General features: G+C 57.5%; 21 protein-coding genes. 5 read left to right on the top strand and 16 right to left on the bottom strand.

Translation table 11 applies throughout. The features are described 5' to 3' along the window. Positions 1 to 7: 7 nt before the first annotated feature. From H3T93_RS05505 to rmuC, 5 genes are read right to left on the bottom strand one after another with little or no spacing between them, the layout of a single operon-like run. Positions 8 to 997, bottom strand: a complete 990-nt coding sequence (locus H3T93_RS05505; RefSeq protein WP_144177659.1) for an ABC transporter permease subunit — start codon at positions 995 to 997, stop codon at positions 8 to 10. After that, a complete protein-coding gene (locus tag H3T93_RS05500) occupies positions 994 to 1,941 on the bottom strand; it encodes an ATP-binding cassette domain-containing protein (RefSeq protein WP_144177661.1) in 948 nt (315 codons plus the stop codon). Before H3T93_RS05500 ends, H3T93_RS05505 begins: the two co-directional genes overlap by 4 nt. Next, positions 1,938 to 2,642, bottom strand: a complete 705-nt coding sequence (locus tag H3T93_RS05495; RefSeq protein WP_144177663.1) for a TrmH family RNA methyltransferase — start codon at positions 2,640 to 2,642, stop codon at positions 1,938 to 1,940. Before H3T93_RS05495 ends, H3T93_RS05500 begins: the two co-directional genes overlap by 4 nt. Next, the gene (locus tag H3T93_RS05490) at positions 2,639 to 3,316 is read right to left on the bottom strand and encodes an orotate phosphoribosyltransferase (protein WP_186363927.1); all 678 of its coding nucleotides are present in this window, start codon (positions 3,314 to 3,316) and stop codon (positions 2,639 to 2,641) included. The genes H3T93_RS05495 and H3T93_RS05490 overlap by 4 nt, the downstream gene beginning before the upstream one ends. A 37-nt stretch (positions 3,317 to 3,353) precedes the next feature. Continuing rightward, positions 3,354 to 4,706, bottom strand: coding sequence for a DNA recombination protein RmuC (gene rmuC / locus H3T93_RS05485; protein WP_144177664.1), 1,353 nt, complete (start codon positions 4,704 to 4,706; stop codon positions 3,354 to 3,356). Between the two features lie 176 nt (positions 4,707 to 4,882). Between rmuC and H3T93_RS05480 the strand changes: the two genes are divergently transcribed. Beyond that, the gene (locus H3T93_RS05480) at positions 4,883 to 6,958 is read left to right on the top strand and encodes a P-type ATPase (protein WP_186363928.1); all 2,076 of its coding nucleotides are present in this window, start codon (positions 4,883 to 4,885) and stop codon (positions 6,956 to 6,958) included. A gap of 75 nt (positions 6,959 to 7,033) precedes the next feature. Here H3T93_RS05480 and clpB read toward each other — a convergent pair whose 3' ends face one another. The 9 genes from clpB to H3T93_RS05435 form a co-directional block, all read right to left on the bottom strand. Continuing rightward, entirely contained in the window at positions 7,034 to 9,823 is a 2,790-nt protein-coding gene (gene clpB / locus H3T93_RS05475) for an ATP-dependent chaperone ClpB (protein WP_144177668.1), read from the bottom strand. Between the two features lie 160 nt (positions 9,824 to 9,983). Further along, positions 9,984 to 10,799: a fumarylacetoacetate hydrolase family protein gene (locus H3T93_RS05470; protein ID WP_144177670.1), complete on the bottom strand. Its 816-nt coding sequence runs from the start codon at positions 10,797 to 10,799 to the stop codon at positions 9,984 to 9,986. A gap of 66 nt (positions 10,800 to 10,865) precedes the next feature. Continuing rightward, a complete protein-coding gene (locus H3T93_RS05465) occupies positions 10,866 to 11,684 on the bottom strand; it encodes a YggS family pyridoxal phosphate-dependent enzyme (protein WP_144177672.1) in 819 nt (272 codons plus the stop codon). Positions 11,685 to 11,942: 258 nt separating this feature from the next. Next, positions 11,943 to 12,986 carry a tRNA glutamyl-Q(34) synthetase GluQRS gene (gene gluQRS, locus H3T93_RS05460; protein WP_232348693.1) on the bottom strand — a complete coding sequence of 348 codons (1,044 nt, stop codon included), beginning with the start codon at positions 12,984 to 12,986 and terminating at the stop codon, positions 11,943 to 11,945. An 88-nt stretch (positions 12,987 to 13,074) separates the two neighbouring features. Next, entirely contained in the window at positions 13,075 to 14,421 is a 1,347-nt protein-coding gene (locus H3T93_RS05455) for a metal-dependent hydrolase family protein (protein ID WP_144177674.1), read from the bottom strand. Between the two features lie 224 nt (positions 14,422 to 14,645). Further along, on the bottom strand, positions 14,646 to 15,377 hold the full coding sequence (locus H3T93_RS05450; RefSeq protein WP_144177676.1) for a GntR family transcriptional regulator: 732 nt from the start codon (positions 15,375 to 15,377) through the stop codon (positions 14,646 to 14,648). A 245-nt stretch (positions 15,378 to 15,622) separates the two neighbouring features. Continuing rightward, positions 15,623 to 17,029: a PTS ascorbate transporter subunit IIC gene (locus H3T93_RS05445; protein WP_144177678.1), complete on the bottom strand. Its 1,407-nt coding sequence runs from the start codon at positions 17,027 to 17,029 to the stop codon at positions 15,623 to 15,625. Then, the gene (locus H3T93_RS05440) at positions 17,026 to 17,331 is read right to left on the bottom strand and encodes a PTS sugar transporter subunit IIB (protein WP_046323441.1); all 306 of its coding nucleotides are present in this window, start codon (positions 17,329 to 17,331) and stop codon (positions 17,026 to 17,028) included. The genes H3T93_RS05445 and H3T93_RS05440 overlap by 4 nt, the downstream gene beginning before the upstream one ends. A gap of 5 nt (positions 17,332 to 17,336) precedes the next feature. Further along, the gene (locus H3T93_RS05435; protein WP_232348691.1) at positions 17,337 to 17,786 is read right to left on the bottom strand and encodes a PTS sugar transporter subunit IIA; all 450 of its coding nucleotides are present in this window, start codon (positions 17,784 to 17,786) and stop codon (positions 17,337 to 17,339) included. A gap of 882 nt (positions 17,787 to 18,668) precedes the next feature. Between H3T93_RS05435 and H3T93_RS05430 the strand changes: the two genes are divergently transcribed. Further along, entirely contained in the window at positions 18,669 to 20,159 is a 1,491-nt protein-coding gene (locus tag H3T93_RS05430) for a site-specific integrase (RefSeq protein ID WP_186363930.1), read from the top strand. Positions 20,160 to 20,165: 6 nt separating this feature from the next. On the opposite strand, the gene H3T93_RS05425 is transcribed toward H3T93_RS05430, so the two are convergent. Continuing rightward, positions 20,166 to 20,438, bottom strand: coding sequence for a hypothetical protein (locus H3T93_RS05425; RefSeq protein WP_144177682.1), 273 nt, complete (start codon positions 20,436 to 20,438; stop codon positions 20,166 to 20,168). Between the two features lie 85 nt (positions 20,439 to 20,523). Here H3T93_RS05425 and H3T93_RS05420 point away from each other — a divergent pair, with 85 nt between their 5' ends. From H3T93_RS05420 to H3T93_RS05410, 3 genes are all read left to right on the top strand, one after another. Beyond that, on the top strand, positions 20,524 to 21,285 hold the full coding sequence (locus H3T93_RS05420) for a hypothetical protein (RefSeq protein ID WP_232348690.1): 762 nt from the start codon (positions 20,524 to 20,526) through the stop codon (positions 21,283 to 21,285). 568 nt (positions 21,286 to 21,853) lie between these two features. Continuing rightward, on the top strand, positions 21,854 to 22,492 hold the full coding sequence (locus H3T93_RS05415) for a hypothetical protein (protein ID WP_144177685.1): 639 nt from the start codon (positions 21,854 to 21,856) through the stop codon (positions 22,490 to 22,492). A gap of 18 nt (positions 22,493 to 22,510) precedes the next feature. Further along, a complete protein-coding gene (locus H3T93_RS05410; protein WP_144177687.1) occupies positions 22,511 to 23,671 on the top strand; it encodes an XRE family transcriptional regulator in 1,161 nt (386 codons plus the stop codon). 143 nt (positions 23,672 to 23,814) lie between these two features. Here H3T93_RS05410 and H3T93_RS05405 read toward each other — a convergent pair whose 3' ends face one another. Continuing rightward, entirely contained in the window at positions 23,815 to 24,054 is a 240-nt protein-coding gene (locus H3T93_RS05405) for a phage holin (RefSeq protein WP_144177689.1), read from the bottom strand. Positions 24,055 to 24,063 lie beyond the last annotated feature (9 nt).

The raw sequence follows: 24,063 nt of genomic DNA, 5'->3' as shown, positions 1-24,063 counted from the left end.
GACAGGGTCAACCGATGTCTGCGCGCCGGAAGACCAGGGTTCCCAGAGCACAGCATAGGGCTGTCCAGACCATCATGATCAGACCGGCCTGCCACCAGGTGGGCCACCATCCGCGACCTGCTTCTGCAGTCCGGCCCAGGCCCGAGAGGAAGGTGACCAGCAGGCTGGTTGGGGTCAGCCTGAAGGGAATCTGCAACCAGTCGACATGATGGGTCAAACCTCGCAGGATGCCCAGAATCAATGGCAGGATCAAGGTCAGTCCAAGAAACAGGCCGATCCCGCCGGCCTTGGATCGGCTCAAGGCTCCCAGACCTAGACCCATCAAAGCGAAGAGGACCAGCATGAGCGGGCCGCCCAGCAAATCAATCAGGGCCAGCCCAGGCCTGGATGCAGACGAGGTGCCGGATCCGACTGATAGAAGCAGGGTCGCCAGTATCCAGTTGAGCAGCAGGCCCACCTGTGCCGCCAGCCAAGTCAGCAAGGCCAGAACAAAGCCCTTGGCCATAAGGACCATGCCTCGACGAGGATTGGCCGTCAGTGTGCTCTCAATGGTGGCGCCGGAAAATTCACGCGTGAGGGCCAGAACCCCCAGAATGCCCGCCACGATCATTGCAGGAAACATGCCAACTGCGATGGCCGACCAGAAAACGTCACCGGAGGCAGGCATGAGGCGCCCCGGGTATTGGCTGGTCTGTCGCCCCAGGCCAGCCAATACCCGGGGCGCACAAGCCATCAGGCCAGTGGTCAACGGCTGCAAGAGCATGACAATCAACAATAGAACCCAGGTCGATCGCAGGGAGAACATCTTGCGCAGCTCCCCTCGGACCGCCCCGGAAAGGGTCAAGTGACCGGATGGCCGATGCAAATCCATGAAGGACAGCCCCGAGGTCCGACGCAACCTGGTAAAAGCGGAGCCATGCCGTGGAGTTGCGTAATCAAGTCCTGCTGGTGCCTCACGCCGACTCCGACGGGCCCGACGACCGTTGTCAGCACTCACAGTCTTGCCTCTGAATCACTCTGCCGCGCGCCCCTTCTCCCGTGGATGATGTCCTTGTAGACCTGTTCCAGGGAAACTTCCTCCTGCTGGAAATCGTAGAGAACCACACCCTCCTGGGCCAGAATCGAGGCTGTGGATGCCAAGGGCGCACCCTGGATGCGGAAGCGGGCGGCATCTGGCGGACAGTCCTTGTCTGGCGGCAGACGAGTGATGCTGATCCCGGCAGCCGTGGCCAGGGCGGCCTTTAATTGGTCGGGCTGCGGCGTCACCGCATAGATGGAGTCACGGGAGTGCTCGCCAATGAAGCGGGCCACGGTCGTTCTCTCCAGTATCTGCCCCTTGGCGATGATGACCAGATCGTCAGCGATTTCAGCCAACTCGTCTATTTTGCGGGAGCTTAGGAGGACTGTCTTCCCCTGTGAGGCAAGGCTGCGCCAGATGCCCCTCACCCTCTTGGCTCCCTCCGGATCCAGTCCATCAAAGGAATCATCAAGAACCATGTTGCGTGGGTCGCCCAGAAGGGCTCCGGCCAGGGCCAGCCGCTGACTCATCCCCAAAGAAAAAGAACCCGTCGATCTATCGGCGACCGATTGCAGGCCAACCATCTCCAGTACCTGGTTCACCCGACGCTGATCGATGCCATTGACTGCAGCCAGGGCCAGCAGGTGGTTCCTGGCATTGCATGCAGGATGGGCATTACGTGGATTCAGTACTGCTCCTACTGTCCGCATGGGCGATGAGAGCCGGACGAACGGCTGGCCGTCGAACAGGGCTCTGCCTGAGTCAGGACGAACCAGTCCTAGAGCGATGCGCAGTGTGGTCGACTTGCCAGCGCCTTTAGGCCCCACAAACCCGGTCACCCGACCGTCTCTTGCCGTGAAGGAAACACGGTCCAGTGCTTTGCGAGAGCCGAAACGCTTGGTCAGTGAGTCGATGACAATCATGGACCCGCCACCTCCGCATGCTGGCAGATCCAGGAGTGCATGGCCACGGCAGCCGCAGCCCCCGCGTTGATGGAGCGCACCGATCCAAACTGGGAGATGTAGACCACATCGTCGGCCAACTCCAAGGCCTTCTCGGAGAGCCCCGGCCCCTCGGCGCCGAACATGAGCAGGCAGCGACGAGGGAAGCTATAGGTCTCCATGGGAACGGCCCCAGGGACGTTGTCGATGGCAATCATACGGGGCATGGACTCCCCCTGCCCGGCTGCCTCTTCTTGCAGGGCGGTCGCCATGGTTGCTATGTCGGGGTCGTGGACCACGTGCTGGTAGAGCTCGGTCATCAGAGAGCCTTTGCGGTTCCATTTGTGAGGACCGACTATATGGACGCGGCGGGCAGCAAAGGCGTTGGCGGTTCTAACCATGGAGCCGATATTGAAGTCGTGTGTCCAGTTCTCCACAGCCACCTCGAAATCATGACGGCCCCGGCGATCCAAGTCGTCCCGAATAGCCTCGACCTTCCAGTAGCGGTACTGGTCCAGAACGTTGCGGCGGTCCCCCTGATCCAGCAGTTCGCTGTCATAGCGCGGGTCTATCGGAAGGGGCTGCCCAGGATGCTCTTCCTGCCAGGGGCCAACTCCTACTTGCCGGAAGACCGGCTCATCTGAAGCCATGGCCGCCCGGGTCACTGGATCAGGCTCCCTCATGATCGCTCCGGCGAACCGTCGGCAGTGCCGGCGAACTGATCCTCCTGGTAGGCGCAGATGAAGGGCAGCTGCTGCCGGGATCCGTCCACCGGATCGACCACCTGAATGCTGCCGTCTGTCCGGCCACCCACCAGCGAGGCGATAGCCAGCGTCTTCGCGCCCTGGCGCTGGATGATCCCGCAGTCGAGATTGAGCTCGTTATTCTTGCCCAAGGTAACCAGGGATGAGGTCTGCACATAGGATTTCCGGCCCAGCCAGGCATCCAGCAGGATGACCCGCCTACCTTTGATGGATGGGCCCTTGATGGAGGGGTAGACGAAGTCCATGACGAAGGCGTCCAGATCCTGCCCGCGCGAGGCTGCGGCATGAAGCATGGCATCAGCCAGTGGCACGGCAGCGGCGGTCAGGGCCCCGACCGCATCGAAATCGTCGACTGAATAGCCCGCATCCTCCAGGGTATCCAGAAGAACGTGCCCGGCAAGTTCGGCCCCGCGGTGGTGGAAGGTGACCCCGCTCAGCTCGGTGAAGGGACGCCCGCCGATCTCCTGGGCCAGGAGTTCGCGCAACTGATCGACCGGCTCAGGCAGGTCCGTGTCGGATTTGCGCCCGACCAGATCAGGCGACCCAGTGGGCCTGAAGGATGAACCCTCTTGTCTCTTCGATGCCTCGTTCATGCTTATCAGACTAGCGCCGGAGCCCCCTAAGCGGCACTCACTGCCCTTGGTCGGGCAAAACTTCCGGCGCGGTCAGCTCCCTGATATTGCCCTTGTCTGAATCGATCATGTCGACCGAATCGATGACCTTGGAAGGGTCCATCTGCTGCAATTTGCGGGCGGTAACCAGAACCCGCGATTCCAAAGAGGATGCGAACTTGTTGTAAGCGATCACTGTGGCAGTGATGGAACGGCCCAGTTTGTTAGCCCGATCGCCCAGGACCACAAAGCGTTCATAGAGCTCGTGGGTCAACGTGAATAGGGTGCGAGCGTCCTCGGACAGGTTCTGCTGCTGCCAGGCATAGGCCACCGACTTGAGCACAGCCCACAGGGTCACCGGCGAGGTCAGAGCCACCTTTTGGGCAAAGGCATCATCCATCAGGGTGGGATCGACCTCCAGAGCGGCCTGCAGAAGGGAATCGTTGGGGATGAAGGCCACCACGAAGTCCGGGGCCGTCTCGAAGGCGTTCCAGTACTCCTTATCGGCCAGGGCCTTGACGTGCTCGCGCAGGGCACGGGCATGTGCCTTGAGCAGCTCGTCCCGGCGGCGCAACTCGTCATCCGAAGCAGTGTCGGGAATCTCGCAGGCCCGCTGATAGTCGGAATAGGGAGCCTTGGCATCAATAGGAATAGTCTTGCCGCCGGGCAGGTGGACCACCATATCGGGGCGCAGAACGCGACCATCCGAGGCCGTGACCACAACCTGAGTGTCGAAGTCCACATGCTCCAAGAGCCCTGCCGACTCGACGATATTCCTGAGCTGAGCCTCTCCCCAGGCGCCGCGCACCTTGTTGTTGCGCAGAGCCGAAGCCAGAGAGCTGGTCTCCTTGTCCAGCCGCCCCTGCTGCTCACCCAAACTCTTCAGCTGCTGCCCTAAGGACCCCATCTCCTGCTTGCGACCCTCCTCGATTTGGGCCACCTTATGCTGGAGGGCATCCAGATTCTTCTGCACGGGAGCCAGGGCCGAGAGCACCTTGCTCTCCTCCTCCATGCTCTGAGCCTGCCTGCGCCGCTTCTCCTCCTCCTGAGCCTGTGTACGGCGGCGCTCCTGCTCGATTCTGATTTGCTCGGCCTGCTGGGCCTGGGCCAGCTGGGACTTGACAAAGGAGAGCTCGCGGTTCAGGCCGTCCACCTTGGTCCGCGCCTCCACCAGAGCCGCCTCGGATCCGTGAAGCCTGTCCTGAGTCTGGTCCAGCTGCGAACGCAGCTCATCCACCTGGCCGTCAGACCCCGTGCCGACGGCCCTTCGACCCTGGGCCCGACCCAGCGCATATCCGGCCAATCCTCCCAGGACCATACCGATCAGCAGGAGAAGCACAACCATGACTACCGATGACGTAGAATCGAACATATGTTCTAGTAAACCTCCACGACTGGACCCGAAAGTCAGATCGGCACAGCAGGCTGTCGGCGATAATTCGAGAATTCGTTTTTTCCGCAAGGAATCGGCCTTAAGACCAGTGCCGAACCGCAATGACGGGCAGAATAGGAAATATTGAGGGGTTGGAGCAAGACCGAAGGAGATCCGTGGGTATCGATATCTTCCTGGCGATAGCCGATCTGGTCGTGGCCTGTGCGGTCACCTGGCTGATCATCTGGTACTTCCTTATGCCTTCGGCTCATGTCAGCGACCAAGATGCAGGCGCAGACTCCCCGGCCAACCGCCCCTGGCGCGATCCCGAGGATTGGAGCAAATGGGGGGCCGATCTGGACTCTCGCAGCCACCGTCTGCTCAGGCCTACCATCATTAGCGCCCTGCTGACCGCACCAGTTTTGGTTCTAGATCTGTTTGATCGCTTCGGCCCCGAACTGATTCCCTCCTGGCTGACCAGCCCCTGGGTCCAGGCCATTCTGATAACCCCAGTCATCTTCTATTGCGGCCGTGGAATACTCATGGACGGGTGGAAGTCCATGACCGAGCACCGCTGCAGCCCCGATCTTTTGGCCATGCTGGCCACAAGCCTGGCCTACCTGTACAGCCTGGCCACCTGCCTGGCCGGGTCCCTGCTGCCGGAGGGCTCCCGATCCCCATACTTCGATCTGATCGGCGTAGTCATCACCCTCCTATTGCTGGCCCGGGTCATCGGCACCAGAATGGAAGCCTCCCTGGTGGCCTCTTTGAACCATCTAACAGAAATTCGACCAGCCTCAGGCCTGGTGGCCGATTCCAAGCATCCGCAGACAGTCCCCGCCCAGATTCTTGCACGTGACCGGATTCGCCCAGGCGACTTGCTTCTGGTGCGCACAGGAGAGCGCCCAGCCGCCGACGGGGTTGTGGAGTCAGGGTCGGCCCTGGTGGACGACAGCGAACTGACCGGCGGCGACCGGCCCCGGCCATGCGGACCCGGCGACCGGATCCTGGCCTCCAGCAAGATTCTGGAAGGTCGACTGTCCATCCGCGTGGATGCCGCCGGCGACAACACCTATGCAGCCAGACTCGTGAAGATCATCCCTCAGGCCCTGGTCGAACGCTCCCCCGCCATGCGCAGAATGGATCGGATTGTCAACACAGCCATCGCCCTGATCATGATCCTGGCTGTCTGGACCTTCATGCTCTGGCTCATGCTGGGACCGCAACCCCACCTGGCCCACGCTGTAGGCAATGCGGTCTGCGTACTGACCATCGCCTGTCCCGCTGTCGCAGCCATGACCATCCCCATGGCCTTCCGAACCAGCTTGGAGACTGGCCTGGCCCACGGTCTGCTCTTCACTTCACCAAGAGCCATGAACCACCTGGGCCGGGTGCGCACGCTGATTCTGGACGATTCCTCTCTGCTGGATCCCGACGACTCGGAGAGCCAGGGTGTCCACGCGGAATCCCTGACCCGTACCGCCACCCATCTACGCTCCTTGCGAGTGAGCAGCCTGATCCTGGATGGAAGCCGCCAGCCGGATGACAGGATTGAGCGGGCGGCCCGTCAGGCGGGCGTGGATATGCTGATCACGCGACTGACCCCCGAACGCAAGCGCGAGTGCATGGATCGTCTCATCCACGACCTGACCCGGACCAGCAGAGGCGTTCCAGCGGATCGGACTGGTCAAGACACCGCATCCGCCGGGGAGCAGGGCCGAACCAGCCTGGTGGCTCTGGCAACTGGTACTACAGCGGATCCCAAGCTGACGGCCAGGGCTCAGGTGAGCATCACTTTGGGACCAAAACTTCAGGCTGACACAGACGATGCCACGGACGACATTGACCTGCCGCACCCGGATCTGATCCTGCACCAAGGCGACCTTGACGGGACAGGCAGGGCCATTGAACTGAGTCGGGCCACCACCCAGGTCATCAGGCAGAACCTGACCTGGTCCACTGTCTACAACGTCATCGCCCTGGCCATTGCCACCGGAATCTGCCAACCCTTCTTGGGCTGGATGCTCAACCCCATGATTGCAGCAGTAACAGGGGCCCTGTCCACCATCCTGGCCATGCTCAATGTTCGTCGCCTGCATCGGCTCCGGCACCTGCGCCGTCGCTGGCTGCACCTCGCCCTGATCGACACAGACCAGCTACCGACTGTAGCGGCACGGCGTCCCCAGGTCATCGTCGACAGCCAGTGGGAGTCCATGCAAGAGGGCAAGGATCCGGCGGCCGCTATGGACTGAATCCACAGAGCACAACTTGTGGCACAAAAAGGGTCGGCACCCGGGATTACCCCGGGTACAAACCCTTAATTGATCTCAGTGAGACTGGACCTGACCCTGATCGTCGCCACGAGCGGCATGACGGCCACGACCACCGTCGCGTCCGTCATCGCCGGCATCAGCATCGGCATCGGCATCGCCATCAGCCGTCACATCGTTGACCGTGACCGAATCATCGACCAGATTCTCAGTGGGCCAAGCGGTCAGCTCCAGGTGGTCGCCGCCGGTCTGATCCACCAGGACCGTGTCGCCGTCGTGAACCTTGCCAGCCAGCAGCATCCTGGCCAGCTGATCGCCCACCTCGGTCTGGACCAGCCGACGCAAGGGCCGAGCGCCGAAGGCCGGGTCATAGCCCATGTTGGCCAGCCACTCCCTAGCGGAGTCGGTGACATCAAGGGTGATGCGCCGGTCGGTCAGCCGCTGGGCCACCTGCTTGACCTGGATGTCCACAATGGAACCCAGCTCGTCGCGGGTCAGCGGGTGGAAGATGACCAGATCGTCCAGCCGGTTGATGAACTCGGGCTTGAAGTTGGCATGCACCGCGTCCATAACGGCCTTGCGCTTGCCCTCCTCATCCAGGTCGTCCCGGACCAGGAACTGCGAGCCCAGGTTGGAGGTCATGATCAGAATGGTGTTCTTGAAGTCCACCGTCCTGCCCTGGCCATCGGTCAGCCGACCGTCATCCAGAACCTGCAGCAGCAGGTCGAAGACCTCAGGGTTGGCCTTCTCCACTTCGTCGAAGAGGACCACCGAGTAGGGCCGCCTACGGACGGCTTCGGTCAGCTGGCCACCCTCCTCATAGCCCACGTAGCCGGGAGCAGCGCCGATCAGCCGGGAGACCGAGGCCTTCTCCATGTACTCTGACATGTCGATGCGGACCATGGCCTTCTCGTCGTCGAAGAGGAAGTCAGCCAAAGCCTTGGCCAGCTCCGTCTTGCCCACGCCGGTGGGGCCCAGGAACATGAAGGATCCTGTAGGCCGATCGGGATCGGCGATGCCGGCACGCGAGCGCCGGACCGCGTCGGATACCGCATGGATGGCCTCCTGCTGGCCGACCACCCGCTTGCCCAGGTAGTCCTCCATATGCAGGAGCTTCTCGTTCTCGCCCTCCATGAGCCGTCCCACAGGGATGCCGGTCCAGTCCGAGACGATCTCCGCCACAGAGTCCGCATCAACATGGTCGGGAACCATGGGCTCCTGGGCCGGGCCTCCGGCGATGTCAGCCCCATCGGGACCAGCGTCATTGGCGGCGTTCTTGGCCTGCTCGGCCGCGTTCTCCGCCTGGGCCAGCTGCTTACGAATGCCGGGGATCTCCCCGTAGAGGATGCGGGAAGCCTTCTCCAGGTCGCCCTCGCGGGTGGCCTTGTCAGCCTCGACCCGCTTGGCATCCAGCTGGGCACGCAGATCGCCGACCTTGTTGTGGCCGGCCTTCTCGTTCTCCCAACGAGCCTTGAGGCCGCCCAGCTTCTCGCGAGAGTCCGCCAGCTCGGCCTGCAGCTTGCTCAGACGGTCCTTGGAGGCTGGGTCATCGGCCTTCTTCAGCTGCATCTCCTCCATCTCCAGACGGGTGACGCGACGTTGAAGCTCGTCGATTTCCTCAGGCTGGGAATCCAGCTCCATCCTCAGGTGGGCAGCGGCCTCGTCAACCAGGTCGATGGCCTTGTCTGGCAGCTGACGACCCGAGATATACCGGTTGGACAACGTAGCTGCCGCCACCAGGGCATCATCCCCGATGGTCACCTTGTGGTGAGCCTCGTAACGCTGCTTGAGACCACGCAGGATGGCCACGGTATCCTCCACGGAGGGCTCGCCCACGAAGACCTGCTGGAAGCGGCGCTCCAGAGCCGGGTCCTTCTCGATGTTCTCACGGTACTCGTCCAGGGTGGTGGCGCCGATCAGGCGCAGTTCTCCCCTGGCCAGCATGGGCTTGAGCATGTTGCCTGCATCCATGGATCCCTCTGCGGCACCAGCACCGACAATGGTATGGATCTCATCAATGAAGGTGATGACCTGACCGTTGGCGCTCTTGATCTCGTTGAGAACAGCCTTGAGTCGTTCCTCGAATTCGCCACGGTACTTGCTGCCAGCCACCATGGAGCTCAGATCCAGGGAGATCAGCCTCTTGCCCTGCAGGGTGGTGGGCACGTCGCCGGCTACGATGCGTTCGGCCAGACCTTCGACCACGGCTGTCTTACCCACTCCAGGCTCGCCGATAAGGACGGGGTTGTTCTTGGTCCGCCGAGACAGGATCTGCATGACACGACGAATCTCCTGATCCCTGCCGATGACCGGGTCCAGCTTGCCCTCCTTGGCCTGGGCGGTCAGATCGGTGGAGTACTTCTCCAGAGCCTTGTAAGTGCCCTCGGCATCCGGGCTGGTCACCTTGGCACCGCCGCGCACCTGGGGCACGGCCTTACGCAGGGTATCCGCCTGCAGACCGTTCCGGTTCAGAATATCGGCAGCCTGCGAAGGACCCTGGGCAATGGCGATAAGCAAATGCTCGGTGGACACGTATTCGTCCCCCATGGCTTGCATTTCCTTCTCAGCCTGGGCCAGGGCCATGCTGAGCTGACGGCTGGCATCGGGCTGCGAGGCTGTGGATCCGCTGGCCGACGGCAGAGCCACCAGGGCCTGACGGACCTCGGCTCCGACCCGTTGGCTGTCACCACCAGCGGCTTGAATCAGTCCAGGCACCACTCCGGACTGCTGACGCAGCAGGGAGTCCAACAGATGGAGCACATCCACCTGGGGGTTGCCGGCCGCCGAGGCCGACTGGATAGCATCGCCTATGGCCTGCTGAGCCATGGTGGTGAAGTTTTCGTTCATAGAGCATCCTCCAACATTCTTCGGCGGGGCCAGCCGAATCATTCGACCAGACCCCGTCACGGGTTCATCTGCCTTCTACAACAGCGAAAGGAGGATGCCTATTCCCAAACTTGAGCCTAAACGACTCAAGTTTTTATATCGCTTGTTTTCCCACTATTCGCTACTCGTTGATGACCACATTGCGCAGGTATCCGATTCCCTCAACCTGAACCGTGGCCTCGTCTCGGTTTTTCAGGGAACCTGTGGCGTGCGGCGTGCCGGTCATGATGACATCGCCGGGCAGCAGGGTGGCGAAGCTGGAGATAAAGGCGATCTGCTCAGGAATGGAGTGGATCAGGTTAGCGGTGGTGCCGCTGGCCTCAGGCACCTCTTCCCCGTTGAGTTTGAAGGAAATCTTCGCGTCACGATAGTCCAGGTCGGTCTCGATCCAGGGCCCGAGGGGGCAGGCGGTGTCAAAACCCTTGCAACGGGTCCACATAGGATCGTTCTTCTGCAGGTCACGCAGGGTTACGTCATTGACACAGGTATAGCCCAGCACATAGTCCATGGCCTCGTTGACGCTCACCTTCCGCGCCATCCTACCCATGACGACGGCAACCTCGGGCTCATAGTTCATGTCCTTGCTGTAAGAGGGCTTGACAATGGGGTCGTCAGGGCCGATGACTGAGGTGGAGGGCTTCATGAAGAGCATGAGCTTCTCCGGAGGCTCCGGATTCGAGGACTGGCCATGCTCGGCCATGTAGGCGGCATGGGCGCGGTAGTTCTTGGCCGCTCCGTAGATCTTGGAGGGGATGACCGGGGCCAGCAGCCGCACATCCTCGTCGTCCAGAGGGTAGCGCTGACCGGTGGGCTCGACCTGCTGGCCGGTCAGAGGGTAGCCGCTCAGCTCAACCAGATAGTCCTTGCCGTCCTGCTTGTCAGTTTGGACAAAAGCGTATCGTGGGGTGTCCTTGTAGGAAAAACGCGCGATTCTCATAGGGCACAGTCTAGCCCCAGGCCGGGCCTCTTAACAGAATCGGGTTCCGAAACAGGCAGTGGCTGGTCAGATAAAAGCCCGCGGGCCGAAGATGGCTGTGCCTACACGGACCTCGGTCGACCCCTCAGCCACGGCATACTCCATGTCTCCGGTCATTCCCATGGACAGCATGGTGCAGGTGTCAGTGCCCGGCTCCCCCGAATCCCTGATGCGGTCGCGCAGACCGCGCAGGTGAGCGAATCCGCTCCTGATAATGGCCTCATCATCCACATGTGCACCGACGGTCATCAGACCCTTAAGCTGAATCCCCTCCATGGCAGCCAGTTCATAAGCCAGATCCAGGGCCTGGTCGGGGGCACATCCCGACTTGGCCTGCTCGCCGGACTCGTTGACCTCCAGGAGTATGCCCACAGTTCTGCCTGCAGCCAGTGCCCGCGTGGCCAGCTTCCGAGCCAGCGAGGGCCCGTCGACCGACTCGACCGTGTCGACATATGGCAGGATCTTATTGATCTTGTTGGATTGGAGCTGCCCAATAAGATGGAAGCCAACGCTGGCGCTTGATGAATCACTGTCTGCAGTGTCAGTGCCGAGGGACAACCCCCTGTCCCGACAAAGTTCCAACAACCCCTGGGCCTTGGCGGTGACTTCCTGAGGACGGTTCTCGCCAATCCGACGCACCCCGGTATCGATGGCTGCCATGATTTCGCCCACATCGCGGGTCTTGGTGGCCGCCAGCAGAGTCACCGAGCCTTCTTTTCGACCGGCGGAGTCCTCCGCTTTGGCGATTCTTTCAGCTGCACGCTTGACCCCATCCGCGATCTGCCCAGCTCGTTCCCTGCTGATCTGCCGATTGCCCAGATCCTTGTGGTCCATATAGGCGACCATGACCCGCTACCTCCTTAAAAATCCGGAAGCCTTGACTGAGGCCATGGTAGCCAGTGGCTCATACCGGAATTCGCTCCGATCTCGGGCAGCAAACGGCAGGACTGATGAACCAGGATCGATGAGCCACGTTGCACGGTCACGAATATTGCTATTCAGCAGTCACTGAACAATAATTTCCGCAAGCCTGAAAGTCGGCAGGTAACATATCTCGGGTAAACATATGCCTTAAATGATCGGTGCAGCTCAGGACCGGAGAACTCAAAGATTCGGCTTTGCTCCGGAAACGTTCAGCTTGCTCAGATCCAGCTTCCTGTCCTTGCGGTCAGCAGCCAACATGTTCCACGTGAAACCATCCAGCAGCTCCTGCACACTCACGGGTCTGGGTCGATCCATGAGTCCCAGGAGCCATCCACAGACCCCAAGCACCTGCCTTGCCGTCCAGCCGTCTCTTCTGAGCGATCCCAGATCCGGCGATCCGAAGCGCTTGGACATCCTCCTGCCATCCACGCCGTCGATCAGCGGCAAATGCGCGTACTGAACACTAGGAGCCTGCGGCTGAAGATGATTCCCGATCCACATCTGAATGGCCGTGGACCTCAGCAGGTCCCTTCCTCGCACAATCTGATTGACACCCATGGCCAGATCGTCCACCGTCACTGCCAGCTGGTAGGAAACCAAGCCATCCGAGCGTTGAACAACCACATCACCGACCTGCCTGGGCAAATTGAAGGACTGCGGGCCAAAAATCAGATCGTCGAAGCGACAGATGGCATCCGACTCGTCGGGCTGATCAGGGACTGCGATCCGAAGGCTGTGCCTCTGCCCCCGGGCCAGCCTTTCACTGACTATATGATGGGAAAGTCCTCGGCAGGTGCCCGGGTAGACAATGAACCCGTCGCCTTCATTCGGCGCCGATGCCGCGCGGATGTCGGCACGGGAGCAGAAGCAGGGGTAAACCAGAGGCTGCCCGCCGATCAATCGCTGCGATTCCAGCAATTTCAATGCCTGACTGTAAGTATCAGCGCGCTGGGACTGGTAGACCACCTCGCCATCCCAATCCAATCCCAACCATGCCAGGTCGTCCATGATCCAGCGATCGGCATCCTTGACCACACGCGGCGTATCTATGTCTTCAATGCGAAGCCGCAGAACCCCGCAAGACCCTTGCGACCTGACACCCAGCCAGGCCGCAAGACATGCATAGATATTGCCCAGATGCATTCGCCCAGTCGGCGAAGGTGCCAACCTTCCTACAACCTTGGCCGGGCCGACCTGATCCACTCTCGGTTCTCCCATTTGCATACCGACATGCTTGCATACCACCCGGTCATCGGGAAGCCATCAGCCGGCCAAACTATTGCACGCTTCTGAATGGCCCTAAAGCAAATGATCAGAAGCTGTCGAGCAGGCGATCGATCTCCCCGAAGTGCTTGACCTCAGGCCGCCATACCGGCTTGCCGCGAGCGATGACCAGCTTGGGATTGGCCAGGGTCCGCACATTCCTGGCAGGGTCCTCGTCAAGGACGATCAGATCTGCATCCTTGCCCGTGTCGACCGAACCGGTGACATTATCGAAGCCCAGGTTTCGTGCATTGACCTGAGTGGCGGCGTGGAAGGCCTGCGCCGGGGTGAAGTCCGCGTACCGCACCAGATAATCGAGTTCTCGCCAAGTACCGTACTGGGGCACGAAGGTCATGCCTGTGTCGGTGCCGACTCCGACGGCAATGCCGTTCTCATGAGCCTGCTTGGCGCTCTTGACCATGCCGTCAACGACCAGCTCAGAATTGCCGCGAACTATATCGTTGATTCCCAGCTCCTGCTGACTGATCTTGACCAGAGGCAGTCCGGCGGACAGGGTGGGATCCAGGGCCGAGAAGCCACGAAGCGAGCGCGGATTGTCAAGGAAGAGCCCAATCATCTCGTCATCCAGCGCGCTGCCATGCTCAATGGTATCCACCCCTGCCTTGAGAGCGGCCTTGACACCCTCAGGGCTCTGGGCATGCGCTGCGACCAGCACACCAAACTCATGGGCCTCATCGCAGACGGCGGCCATCTCCTCCTCGGTCATCTGCGGGCTGCCGGCCTCGCCAAGCTTGGTGGCATCGGTGACGCCGCCGGTCGCAGCCACCTTGATGGCATTGACCCCATGGTCCAGGTTCTCCCTGGTCCGACGCCTGGCCTCTTCTGGAGAGGAGCAGGACAGGGCAATGAAGGGATCGCCATGCCCTCCGGGAATCGCCAGGAGGGGACCGGCAGCCAGCATGCGCGGGCCGGTCAGCTCGTCGGCATCAATCTTGTCACGCAGGCGAACCGCCTCATAGCCCACATCACCCAAGGTACGAATGGTCGTTACTCCCGAGTTCAACAGCGTGGAAACGTTGCCCTTGATCCTGGCATCCATAAGGACTTTGCCTGCAGGACTGTGCACTATCTTCAAACCGGCATCGACCACACGCGGCGACAGGTCAGTACCGCCAGACAAGGGCTTGCCGTCGGCAAAGAGATGGGTATGGGCATTGATGAGTCCAGGTGCCACAAACTTACCCGTAGCGTTGATTCGGTGATATCCGGAGGGCACGTAGGCCAGCGGGGTCGGGCAGACCTGCTCTATCCGGCCGTCCGCGGACACCAGAACAGACATATCCTTCTGAACCGTGCCTTTTTCATCACCGGTCGCGATACTGGCATGCTCGAGCACAAACGGCTCGCGCTCTTTCCTGCCTTGAAGACGCCCCATGGTCGTACCTGCCTTCCCATCTCCGATGCACTCATTGCGAGGAATCGGGCATATATGTTCAATACTATCCACTGCAGGACGAACCATTCAAGCCTGACGCACAAGCAAATGAGGCCATTCAAAAGCAGCCCGGCAGCAGAAGCAGGGGCGAAATGGCCGAAACGCAGCAGACACATTCGAAGTAATGGCCACTAGCCGTTGACGACCTCTCTGAGCGCGGAGCATCATCTGGAGTCTGGCATGCTGTTGATGACGAACTCTATTTCGGAATATGCAGGCGGTTGAAGAGCTATGCCGAATGCCACCACCGAACCGAATCCGTCGAAGACGGTGGAGTCCATGGCCAGCACGGGCCGACCCCTGTCCACATGAAAGTATCCGGCGATCCGTGGATCGACATTCTCGATGCGGACCACAACCTCGTTTCTGGCGAGCCTGACGTCGTATTGTTCCTCGATGAAGCTATAGAGGGAGCCATCGGAGAAATCATGCTCAAGTATTTCCGGAAACTGGACAGCCGACAGGTAGGTGCAGACATATTGATGCAGATTGCCATCGACATAACGCAGTCGTTCCAGTTCGATCAGGTCTGCATCAGCATCGATACCCAACTTGGACGCAAAATCGGCATTCTTGACAATCCTGTTGCCAAGCACCCGGGTCTTGACTGTTCTGCCTAGGTCACGCTGCTGGCGCCAGAATCCCTTTATGTGGCCGTTGATCACCTCACGAGAGGATGAAGGCGACTTCAACTTGAAGGTACCCTTGCCCTGACTGCGAACAATCAACCCTTCACGAATCAAATCTTCTATGGCATGACGAACCGTAATCCGACTGACGTTGTAGCGTGTGCAAAGCTCGGACTCCGTGGGCAGCTGCGCCCCATCCTTCATCCGTTTGATGCTTCCGCGCAAATGGTCTCGCACGGACACATACTTGGGAATTCCATCTACCATTGCAAAACCGACCCACCTGATTTCATTGCCCTCATGAATCGAAATCCCGCGACCTGCGTTAACCGGAGGCCTGCTGCCTTCAATGATTGTAAAAGCCCCTACCTGTTTCTGCCCAATACAGGAGCCAAGCAGCAATATTCTCCGGCTACGGATGGGTCATGGAACTGATATTGAAAAGTCCGTTAGTCCCATGACCCCTCTCTACCGCTGTCCCTGCCGGCCTCAGATTGGACAGGGGATTCAATTCAGGCGACGGCCTTGGCCTTGTCAGCCGAGTCAGCTGCAGCGGCAATGGTCTTCTTGCGCTTGTTCATGAAGTAGGAGACCACATAGACCAGGATCAGCACAACAATGATTCCCACGATGATCGCAATCTGGCCGCCAGCCTTGTTGAGGTAGCCCAGGAAGATGCCGGCCACACCAAAATCGGCATCCGAGTATGTGGCGGCGCCCTTGCCTACAGATCCCAGCACCGGCAGAAGCAGGAGCGGCAGGAAGGTTATGGCCAGGCCGTTGACGAAGGAGCCGAGAATGGCTCCACGCCGACCACCCGCGCCGTTGCCGATTACGCCCGTAGCACCGCCGGTCATGAAGTGGGCCACGACACCGGGAATGATGACGGTGGTTCCGGCCAGGGCCATGATGGCCATGCCTACTATGCCGCCGACGAAGCTGGACAGGAACCCAATCAGAACGGCGTTAGGAGCGAAGGTGAAGGTGACAGGGACGTCCAGTGCAGGCTTGGCGTTCTTGACCAGGTGCTCACTGATGCCCTTGAAGGCAGGAACAATCTCTCCCAGGACCACACGAACACCTGCCAGGATGATGTAGACGCCGGCAGAGAAAGTGGCGGCCTGCAAGACCACATAGACGATGAAGTTCTGTCCGTCGCTGAGCTTGCTCTCGATATAGCCGGGGCCGGCGAAGAGCGCCACGATGACATAGATCACAGCCATGGACAGGGCCACGATGACTGTTGTATCGCGCAGGAAGCCCAGGTTCTTGGGGAAGTTGATATCCTCAGTTGATTTGGAGGGATGCTTCTTGCTGCGGGTGAGCGTAGCCACCAGACCACCTAGGGCAATGCCCGAGCCGCCGGTGTGGCCCAGGGCCACATCATCGGTGCCAGTCACCTTTTTCATGAAAGGCTGCACGACTGCGGGCGAAAGGGTCACAACCAGGCCCTGAGCGATTGAACCCCAAAGCAGTGTCTGCCAGGTGGAGAAACCGGCCGCCACGAAGATGACCGTTATCATCGTGGCCATATAGAAGGCCACGTGTCCTGATAGGTAAACATATTTGAAATATGACGTTGCAGAAAGAATGATATTGACAATCATTCCGAAGAAGAAGATGAGTGCAGCTACGGATCCGTACTTGACCAGTACCGTGCCGACTATGGCCTCGTTATTGGGAACAACGCCCTGGACATGGAAGGCATGCTGGAACATATCCCCAAAGGGGGTCAATGCGTTGGTCACCACGCCAGCGCCAGCGGCCAGGACCAGAAAGCCCACGAACGTCCGTATGGTCCCCTTCATGACATCCGTGGCAGACTTGCGTTGCAGAGTCAGGCCGAGCAGGGAGATCAGCGCGACGATGACGGAAGGTTGTCGGAAAATGTCCAAAAGGACTTTTAATACCCCGTTCATGCCGCCTGCCCCCCTTCAGGAACATCCATGCCATGGCGCTTCAGGGCCTCGGCAAGCTTTTCTTTGATCTCATTCATGTCGATCAGACTGTTCAAAACGACTACGTCTCCCAGATCCTTGGCAGCATCAGCGATGTCACGCCCGACAAAAATAATATCGGCATCGCCCTTGTTGACCGAACCCAGATCGCTATGGTTGGTCTCGACCCCAGTCACGCCAAGCTCTTTCAGCGCCTTGTCAATATTGAGCTGGGTAATGAAGCTCGACCCCAGTCCAGTGCTGCAAACCGTCAGAATCTTCATGTTGATTACCTTTCTTCCTCGAGGATCGTCCTCAATTCCTCAACGTTCGCGGCCTTGCCCAGCCGTTCCTGATTCTTCGCGTCACTCAGGAAGGTCGCCAGCGATTGCATCAGGCTTAGATGGCTGTTCGAGTCCTGCGCCGCCAGGCAGAAGAGCGTGCTGATCGGGTGGTCCTGAGAATCGGCCAACAGGAAGGGACTGCCAACCTTCAGCACCGATAGAGAGGTGGTGACAACGCCTGCCTCGGGCCTGGCATGGGCCATGGCAATGCCTTGACCCAGATCAATATAGGTGCCGCCTGGTTTGCGTATCGAAGCCTTGATGGCATCGACATAAGAGGGTTTGATCCTTCCAAGATCAACCAGCGGACCAGTGACCACGTCCACCGCTTCTTCCCAATCGGCTACGCCGTCCCTATACATGACGGTGCCTTCCGGGAAATACTCGTTCAGCAATTTGCCTCCTCGCATACGATGAAGCCCATCCGCTTCGGAGCGAATGATCGTGGGAGAGTGCCTCCCCGGGAACTTCAACCTCGAATTCCGCAAACATTATAACAACATGACAATATGATGTCTAAACGTGCGTGTTCAAATACCGTATTGCTCAGGCACCATATTCCGAGTCTTTGACTAAGACCCGGGCCCTTGGCACAGGCAAAATCCGGCGAGGTGAGCGCGGCAACAGGTCACATACGGATTCAGACCGGGGTCGCTGGATCGCTCGAATAAGCGATCAGCCTCCACACAATCAAGCCAGCAACTATGGAGGCGGCAGCTTAACCCCCCCCCCTACCTGCAGACAGCAGAGGATTCCTATTACCAGCGCAAGGCTCACATACCCTTCTACTAGTCAGAAATGAACGGCTTCTGTTCTTGCGGGTTTTATGCTCAGCATGCACGGAACGGTGTGCCGGGGTTAAGATCATTAGCCAAGGAAAACAACAGGCAGGCCGGCGACGCGGAAACGTACTCATCGATTAAGGGACGATCTTCGAGCCCCGCTTCGGCGGGGCTTTTTCGTGCTCCGGGAGTGTCGGAATAATCCGATGCAATTTAGTATACATTGGGTATACATTTTGGAACTTGTAGGCCTTGGCGTAGATAAAGGAAAAGCCCCGCAGCCTTTGCGGCTGTAGGGCTTTGACTCTGTGCCCCCACGGGGGCTCGAACCCCGGACACGCTGATTAAGAGTCAGCGCTAGAATAAGAGGAGCACGAGGGTCAGCTATTCAAGAATGGCGAAATATCAACAGTTTTAAGTCAACTAACCTATAACTGATACACTACTGATAGTCAGTTCCATATCCTAAAAATGTCCACGAACACAGGAGGCCGGATGGCAAGGCGGCGAGCGAACGGCGAGGCAAGGCCGTACAAGTTCAGGTCCACCTGGAAGAGCCGAGACAAGGACGGCAATCCGGTCATCAAAAGCAGGCAGCGATGGCAGCAGCAGATATACGTCGGATACCTGCCTAACGGCAAACCACGAAAGAAGACCTTCACGGCGGATACCGCAGGCGGAGTGACTGCGAAAGTCCGCGCCTGGCGCAAAGAGATCAAGGCTAACAACGGGATCGACGTAGACAAGAAAACGACCCTGGGATCATACAGCGAGCTCTTCCTTGCTAAGAAAAAGCAGATCGTTGATCCCAAAAGTTACCGCATGTACACCAACATTATCCACAACCATCTGAGGGAATACGTAGACCAGCCCATAGCATCCTTCACGCCGTCATCCATCAGCCACATCCTGAGCACGGCGAAGACCTACGACCGCAGGGGCAAGATCACAGGCAGCGCAGGCATCAGCCTCAAACGGCAGATAAGGTCCACTCTCCATTCAATTTTCGAGGACGCCAGGCGAGACAGGGTTATAGCGTCCAACCCCGCTCAAGGCGTGCCCATTCCACAGAGCAAGGATGCTGAATACCTCGCACTGGCCCAATCCAGGACAGCGTTCAGCGTGCCGGAGATGGAGGCCATGCTCAGGGCAGCGGCCGCCATGCCCGACAAGGCCACCGGCGTGCGCATGTGGTTCCGCCTGCTCACCGGTATGCGCCAAGGGGAGATCATCGGCGCTCGCATCCCAGATCTGAGACTGTACACGTCACAGACCACCACATATGAGGACAGGGAGGTGGAGAAAGTATGCGAGTATTTCGATGCTGACGGGAACCCGCAAAAAGGGAAGATCAAAACCATGGAGAAGGTGCCCGTCACCACCAAGGCCCATGTAGGCGAATACACAGTCAATTGGAAGATGGAAGACCTGCAAAAAGACCATGGCTGCGGGAAACCGTCACACGGCGTATGGCCATGCGGGAAAAAGAAGGCGGCCTACTGCCCGGATGCCGTATGGCGCATCCCTGAAGGCTTTGACATGATCCCGCTGAAAGGCCGTTGGTGCCTCACTCACCCCAAGAGCCTCACCGGTCGCCGCGTGCCCATCATCCCAATCCTCGCTCAGGCGCTGGCCGAGCATTTGAAACAGACAGCCAAACAGCCGAACCCGTACAATCTGCTCTTTCATCACCCGGACGGGAGCATGATCCAACCGCGCGAGGATATGGCAGACTTTCGAACCCTGATGGAGCTGGCGCACATACCACACTCTGAGACTCACTCAGGCCATGAGACCAGACACAGCGTGGTCACCCTGCTGGCTTCGATGGGCGTGGACGCGCAGCTTATCAAGGAAATCGTCGGCCACTCCTCCGATGCCATGGTGGAGCACTACCGTCACGCCGATGACAGCGAGCGCCTGAGAGCCATGGAGACGCTGGATGAGAGCCTGGGCCTAGGGCAGATCGGCTGGGCCGGCAAGTAGCACTCCTTATATATGCCTGTATCTGCGCTCGATTTCCCTGATGGTCTTCTCTGTGGCCCCGTCCCGGATGGCGGCCAGGTCTGCCCTGACCTGCTTGTGCATGGCGGCGAGGCGCTCGCGGTCCTGCCGGCTGAGCCCGGCCTGCTGCTCCTGGTCGATGACCTGGTCGAGCCGCTTGTGCAGGAGGGTGGTCAGCCGCTCCCGCACATCATCCGAAGCGGGTGTGTAGCCGGGGTGGTTGTCGGGGATCTGGGAGATGTCGTCAGGGATATAGGGCATATCTTGATGATAGGGCGGGCATCGAGGCGATTTGCGCGTCGCGTCAGCTTAGTACTTTCATGATTGTTCGCTTTTGTCATGTATTATGGACGACAGCCAGATGAAACCAAGCAAGGAGGCTGTCGTGGCATACATAGCGCCAAAAGATATCAGGGATATCACTGAAGCTGATAGGGCAATAAAATTGCCCAAGGATATGTACCTGCTGGACTTGTACATGACCAGAGGAATTAAAGGTAAGACCCGAGAGAAAATCGTGCCGTTCGCACCGACTCCCGTCGTCAATGATTACTGCGATGTGGTCCATTTGGTTGTCGAAGCACCAGCCGGTGTGAAGCGAATTCCGCAAACACCGAATTACTCAGCACCTGACTATTACAAGTGGACTGGAGAACCAAATCAACCCGATGTCCTAAAATACATAGATATTAATAGCAAAGAATATGATGTAAGTTTAAGCGCGAATTTCAACACAAAAAACAGAATTCCGGAATCCGTGCGCGCAGAAGCAAAAACCTCTGGCTTCCCTTATGACATGCCTGTAGTGGTATATGATGAGGATCCATATTGGTGGCTCCCTGTAGCCTCTGCTATTGATGCTAATCAAAATGGGGATGCTGTGTTTAGCATCGAACCTAACGGCACGCTATCCATTGATCTTTATGAAGCAAACGGTGGACCCTGGCAATGCAATATCAAAATCTGTCGGAATGGCCATAAGTTTGAGGGAAATATAAATGTGTTGAAAAACCCTCCATCTGGAAAACCTTCAACAACTTCTACAATTAAAAAGAGTATTAGTGTGCTTATCCGAGATCTTACCTTGTTTATTCAACCTATACCATAACCCTAAAAGGAATGGCTGGATACTCCGAAATGCTCTTGAGCCGAATTCAAATCATGGGAATAGTGCAGCAATGGTTAATATTCATTGGTTTTGTAAAGTGGACATGCTCATGAGGACATAACCATTAGCAGATGTCCAGATGGTACTACACGCACCACCACGCACTCCAAGGCAACGCCATCTGCATCCTAAACCAATACTTCGAATAAAAAAAAAAATCGTGCCGTCCGCATTATTAGGGGGGAGCCGGACGACACGACCAAGCCAGAATACAGGGACTCGGCAGGGCTGAATGGACTAATTCGTAGAATGTGGATAAGTCCAGTGTCGAATTGCAAAATTCAATCGGCCTCTATCCCCCCCCCCACGGTTTTGTCCCTGCGAAGGCGTTCATTAAATTGACCTAGGCCTTTGGCGGTTCGTATAGTACGAACACGTCATTTGGGTCGCCTAGGAGCACCATTGTTTGCAGTATATAACATCTGGGTTTAAAATTTTCCACAGGAAGTAAAAAGCTGCAAATTTAAAGGAGGAGACAGCAATGAAAAATTGCTCTCAGCTTCTAAAAATGAGTGAACTCGGCATACTCCAAGATAGGACTGCCGATCTTTCTCCCTTGGTGTCTATTATGGAATACTGCTACGCTCATGAAGTGGATAAAGCGAATCGCGACAAGGACTACACTCCGGAGCAGCATAAAATGCGTCGGGCTGTAAACGTTAATATGCTGGTTCACAATCTTTGGGACCGGGCACAAAGCAGGAACCACTGGAAACTTGTAGACTCGCGGTTTACGCATTTGCGAGATGAGGTAACTGGTGCGTACCTACAATTGCACCCCACCAATCCTCTGACCGGCAAAGTTGCAAAGCCGGCAAATACCAGACGTTCCATAGGAAGATACACCCAAGAGGGGTGCAGACGCGCAGGAGAGATACTGCCATGGTTCTATCAAGATGAGCTTGCGCCTAACTTGTCAGACGTTTCATTACAAGCTCTCTGGCATTGGGAGAACAAACAAATGGTAATCACCATTTATAAGCCATTAGATGCTCAAAAGGGTTCGTTCTGTATCGAATTACCTCTTATAGGGGATAGAATCCAGCAACAAGCGATGAAATTCGAGACAATAAGCAAAGACGAAAATGTATTAGAAGATCTTGTGCAGCAAGATGACGAATATACTGATAATAAAAATCTGAGATAGTCGAAAGGAGCGAACAGCATGATTGATTACAATCCGAACCGGATTGTCCTCATGCGCCGCTTGGAGAAAATGCCCCAAGCCAAGTTGTCCGAAAAAACAGGATATTCTTCGGCGTTGCTTAGCAAACTGCAAAACAGCATTATCCCCTTTGACGAAAAAAAAGCTCAGAGAATTGCGTCCGCAGTCGACTACCCAATCTCCTTTTTTGCTAGATCTGACGAACCCATGCCTCCCACCCGACTCACATACCGGAGAACTTCAAAAACCTCAATTAGAGAAATTAATGCTGTATCAGCAGAGTATGAGATCTTATCGAGTACGGTCCAGCAGGTAACTAGAAAAACGAATGTAAAACCACATCTATCTTGGCTTGATGAAATCGCTCCCCACAGGAGCACAGTGCTTACAGTCAAGGAAATCAACAGGATTGCCGTTCAGGCTCGAGAGCACTTACACATCCCATATGATGAACCGATAGTAAATGTTACAAGAGCGCTTGAGCGTTCGGGAATAGTTATTGCACCCATGCACAGCAGCGGGGAAAAGGCTGACTCCACCACGAGCGAAGGGGTGACCTGTCCAGATTATACAGGGAGCACCCCAGTTCTCGGATACCTGAACAGAGAAAACACGGGAGACCGACTGAGGTTCACAAAAGCCCATGAATTTGGACATCTTGTTCTGCATCGTTTTCGTAAGGGACTCGACAAAAAACAAAAGGAAAAGGAAGCGCATCAATTTGCCGGGGCATTTCTCATGCCGGAGAAAGCGATGCGTACCGCCATTAACAAGGATTCGACACTCTCATCTTTTGTAAACTTAAAAGCCGGATGGGGAGTTTCAATAGCTGCATTAATTATGAGAGCCGGTGCGCTCAATATAATTGATGCTCAGCGCGAGAGATCTTTGCAAATACAACTCAGCATGCGAGGGTGGAAAAAATGTGAACCGGTTGAGGTCGAGGTGGAGCACCCTCTTCTATTTAAGCAGATGATGGGGAAAGCTTTTGGGAAAATAATATCTCCAACAGAGATAGAGATTAACAGTCTCACCGCCTCTTACGAGTTAGGTGTACCTTTTAGGTTCTTGGATTTATGGGCTGACGGATTAAGCGAAGGTATGAGGGAAATAGGAATTAGAGAAAATCGTTTTTCCAACCCAGAATCGATTTCCACCTAAATATAGCAAGCTACTAACGGTATTCGCGAATAGATTAGCTTACATATGTAGCTTACATATGCACTACTTACTTATTTGAGTAAAAACATTATGCCCCCGCTCCGATCTCCCGAAGCGAGGGCATAATGTTATGAACGGTCCGGCTACTTGCCGCCGCCTGCCTTTGCTTGGCTGATGCCGATGCAGGCGGCGATCAGCAGGCCCAAAGCGTTGAGCGTGGTCACGATCACGTCCACATGTGGCAGCCCCATGGATGGACCGGCTGAGTTAAAGAAGATAACGAGCGAGGGCAGAACTACGAGAGCTACCCATTTGAGGATCTGGTAGAGCCAGTCAGGCAGCCAGTAGGGCCTGCCCTCATCCTCGGGGATCGTATCGGTCATATATGTCAC

Origin of the sequence: Bifidobacterium sp. M0404 (assembly GCF_016101415.1) — a bacterium.
Taxonomy (GTDB): domain Bacteria; phylum Actinomycetota; class Actinomycetes; order Actinomycetales; family Bifidobacteriaceae; genus Bombiscardovia; species Bombiscardovia polysaccharolytica.
Note: the sequence above shows the minus strand (reverse complement) of the source record. Positions and strands in the feature narration are given on the sequence as shown.

Bases quoted from the DNA above. Each gene is read 5' to 3' on its own strand.
- H3T93_RS05500 (WP_144177661.1), bottom strand. From the start codon at position 1,941: ATGATTGTCATCGACTCACTGACCAAGCGTTTCGGCTCTCGCAAAGCA.
- H3T93_RS05495 (WP_144177663.1), bottom strand. From the start codon at position 2,642: ATGAGGGAGCCTGATCCAGTGACCCGGGCGGCCATGGCTTCAGATGAG.
- H3T93_RS05490 (WP_186363927.1), bottom strand. From the start codon at position 3,316: ATGAACGAGGCATCGAAGAGACAAGAGGGTTCATCCTTCAGGCCCACT.
- rmuC (WP_144177664.1), bottom strand. From the start codon at position 4,706: ATGTTCGATTCTACGTCATCGGTAGTCATGGTTGTGCTTCTCCTGCTG.
- clpB (WP_144177668.1), bottom strand. From the start codon at position 9,823: ATGAACGAAAACTTCACCACCATGGCTCAGCAGGCCATAGGCGATGCT.
- H3T93_RS05470 (WP_144177670.1), bottom strand. From the start codon at position 10,799: ATGAGAATCGCGCGTTTTTCCTACAAGGACACCCCACGATACGCTTTT.
- H3T93_RS05465 (WP_144177672.1), bottom strand. From the start codon at position 11,684: ATGGTCGCCTATATGGACCACAAGGATCTGGGCAATCGGCAGATCAGC.
- gluQRS (WP_232348693.1), bottom strand. From the start codon at position 12,986: ATGCAAATGGGAGAACCGAGAGTGGATCAGGTCGGCCCGGCCAAGGTT.
- H3T93_RS05455 (WP_144177674.1), bottom strand. From the start codon at position 14,421: ATGGGGCGTCTTCAAGGCAGGAAAGAGCGCGAGCCGTTTGTGCTCGAG.
- H3T93_RS05450 (WP_144177676.1), bottom strand. From the start codon at position 15,377: ATGGTAGATGGAATTCCCAAGTATGTGTCCGTGCGAGACCATTTGCGC.
- H3T93_RS05445 (WP_144177678.1), bottom strand. From the start codon at position 17,029: ATGAACGGGGTATTAAAAGTCCTTTTGGACATTTTCCGACAACCTTCC.
- H3T93_RS05440 (WP_046323441.1), bottom strand. From the start codon at position 17,331: ATGAAGATTCTGACGGTTTGCAGCACTGGACTGGGGTCGAGCTTCATT.
- H3T93_RS05430 (WP_186363930.1), top strand. From the start codon at position 18,669: ATGGCAAGGCGGCGAGCGAACGGCGAGGCAAGGCCGTACAAGTTCAGG.
- H3T93_RS05425 (WP_144177682.1), bottom strand. From the start codon at position 20,438: ATGCCCTATATCCCTGACGACATCTCCCAGATCCCCGACAACCACCCC.
- H3T93_RS05420 (WP_232348690.1), top strand. From the start codon at position 20,524: ATGGACGACAGCCAGATGAAACCAAGCAAGGAGGCTGTCGTGGCATAC.
- H3T93_RS05415 (WP_144177685.1), top strand. From the start codon at position 21,854: ATGAGTGAACTCGGCATACTCCAAGATAGGACTGCCGATCTTTCTCCC.
- H3T93_RS05410 (WP_144177687.1), top strand. From the start codon at position 22,511: ATGATTGATTACAATCCGAACCGGATTGTCCTCATGCGCCGCTTGGAG.
- H3T93_RS05405 (WP_144177689.1), bottom strand. From the start codon at position 24,054: ATGACCGATACGATCCCCGAGGATGAGGGCAGGCCCTACTGGCTGCCT.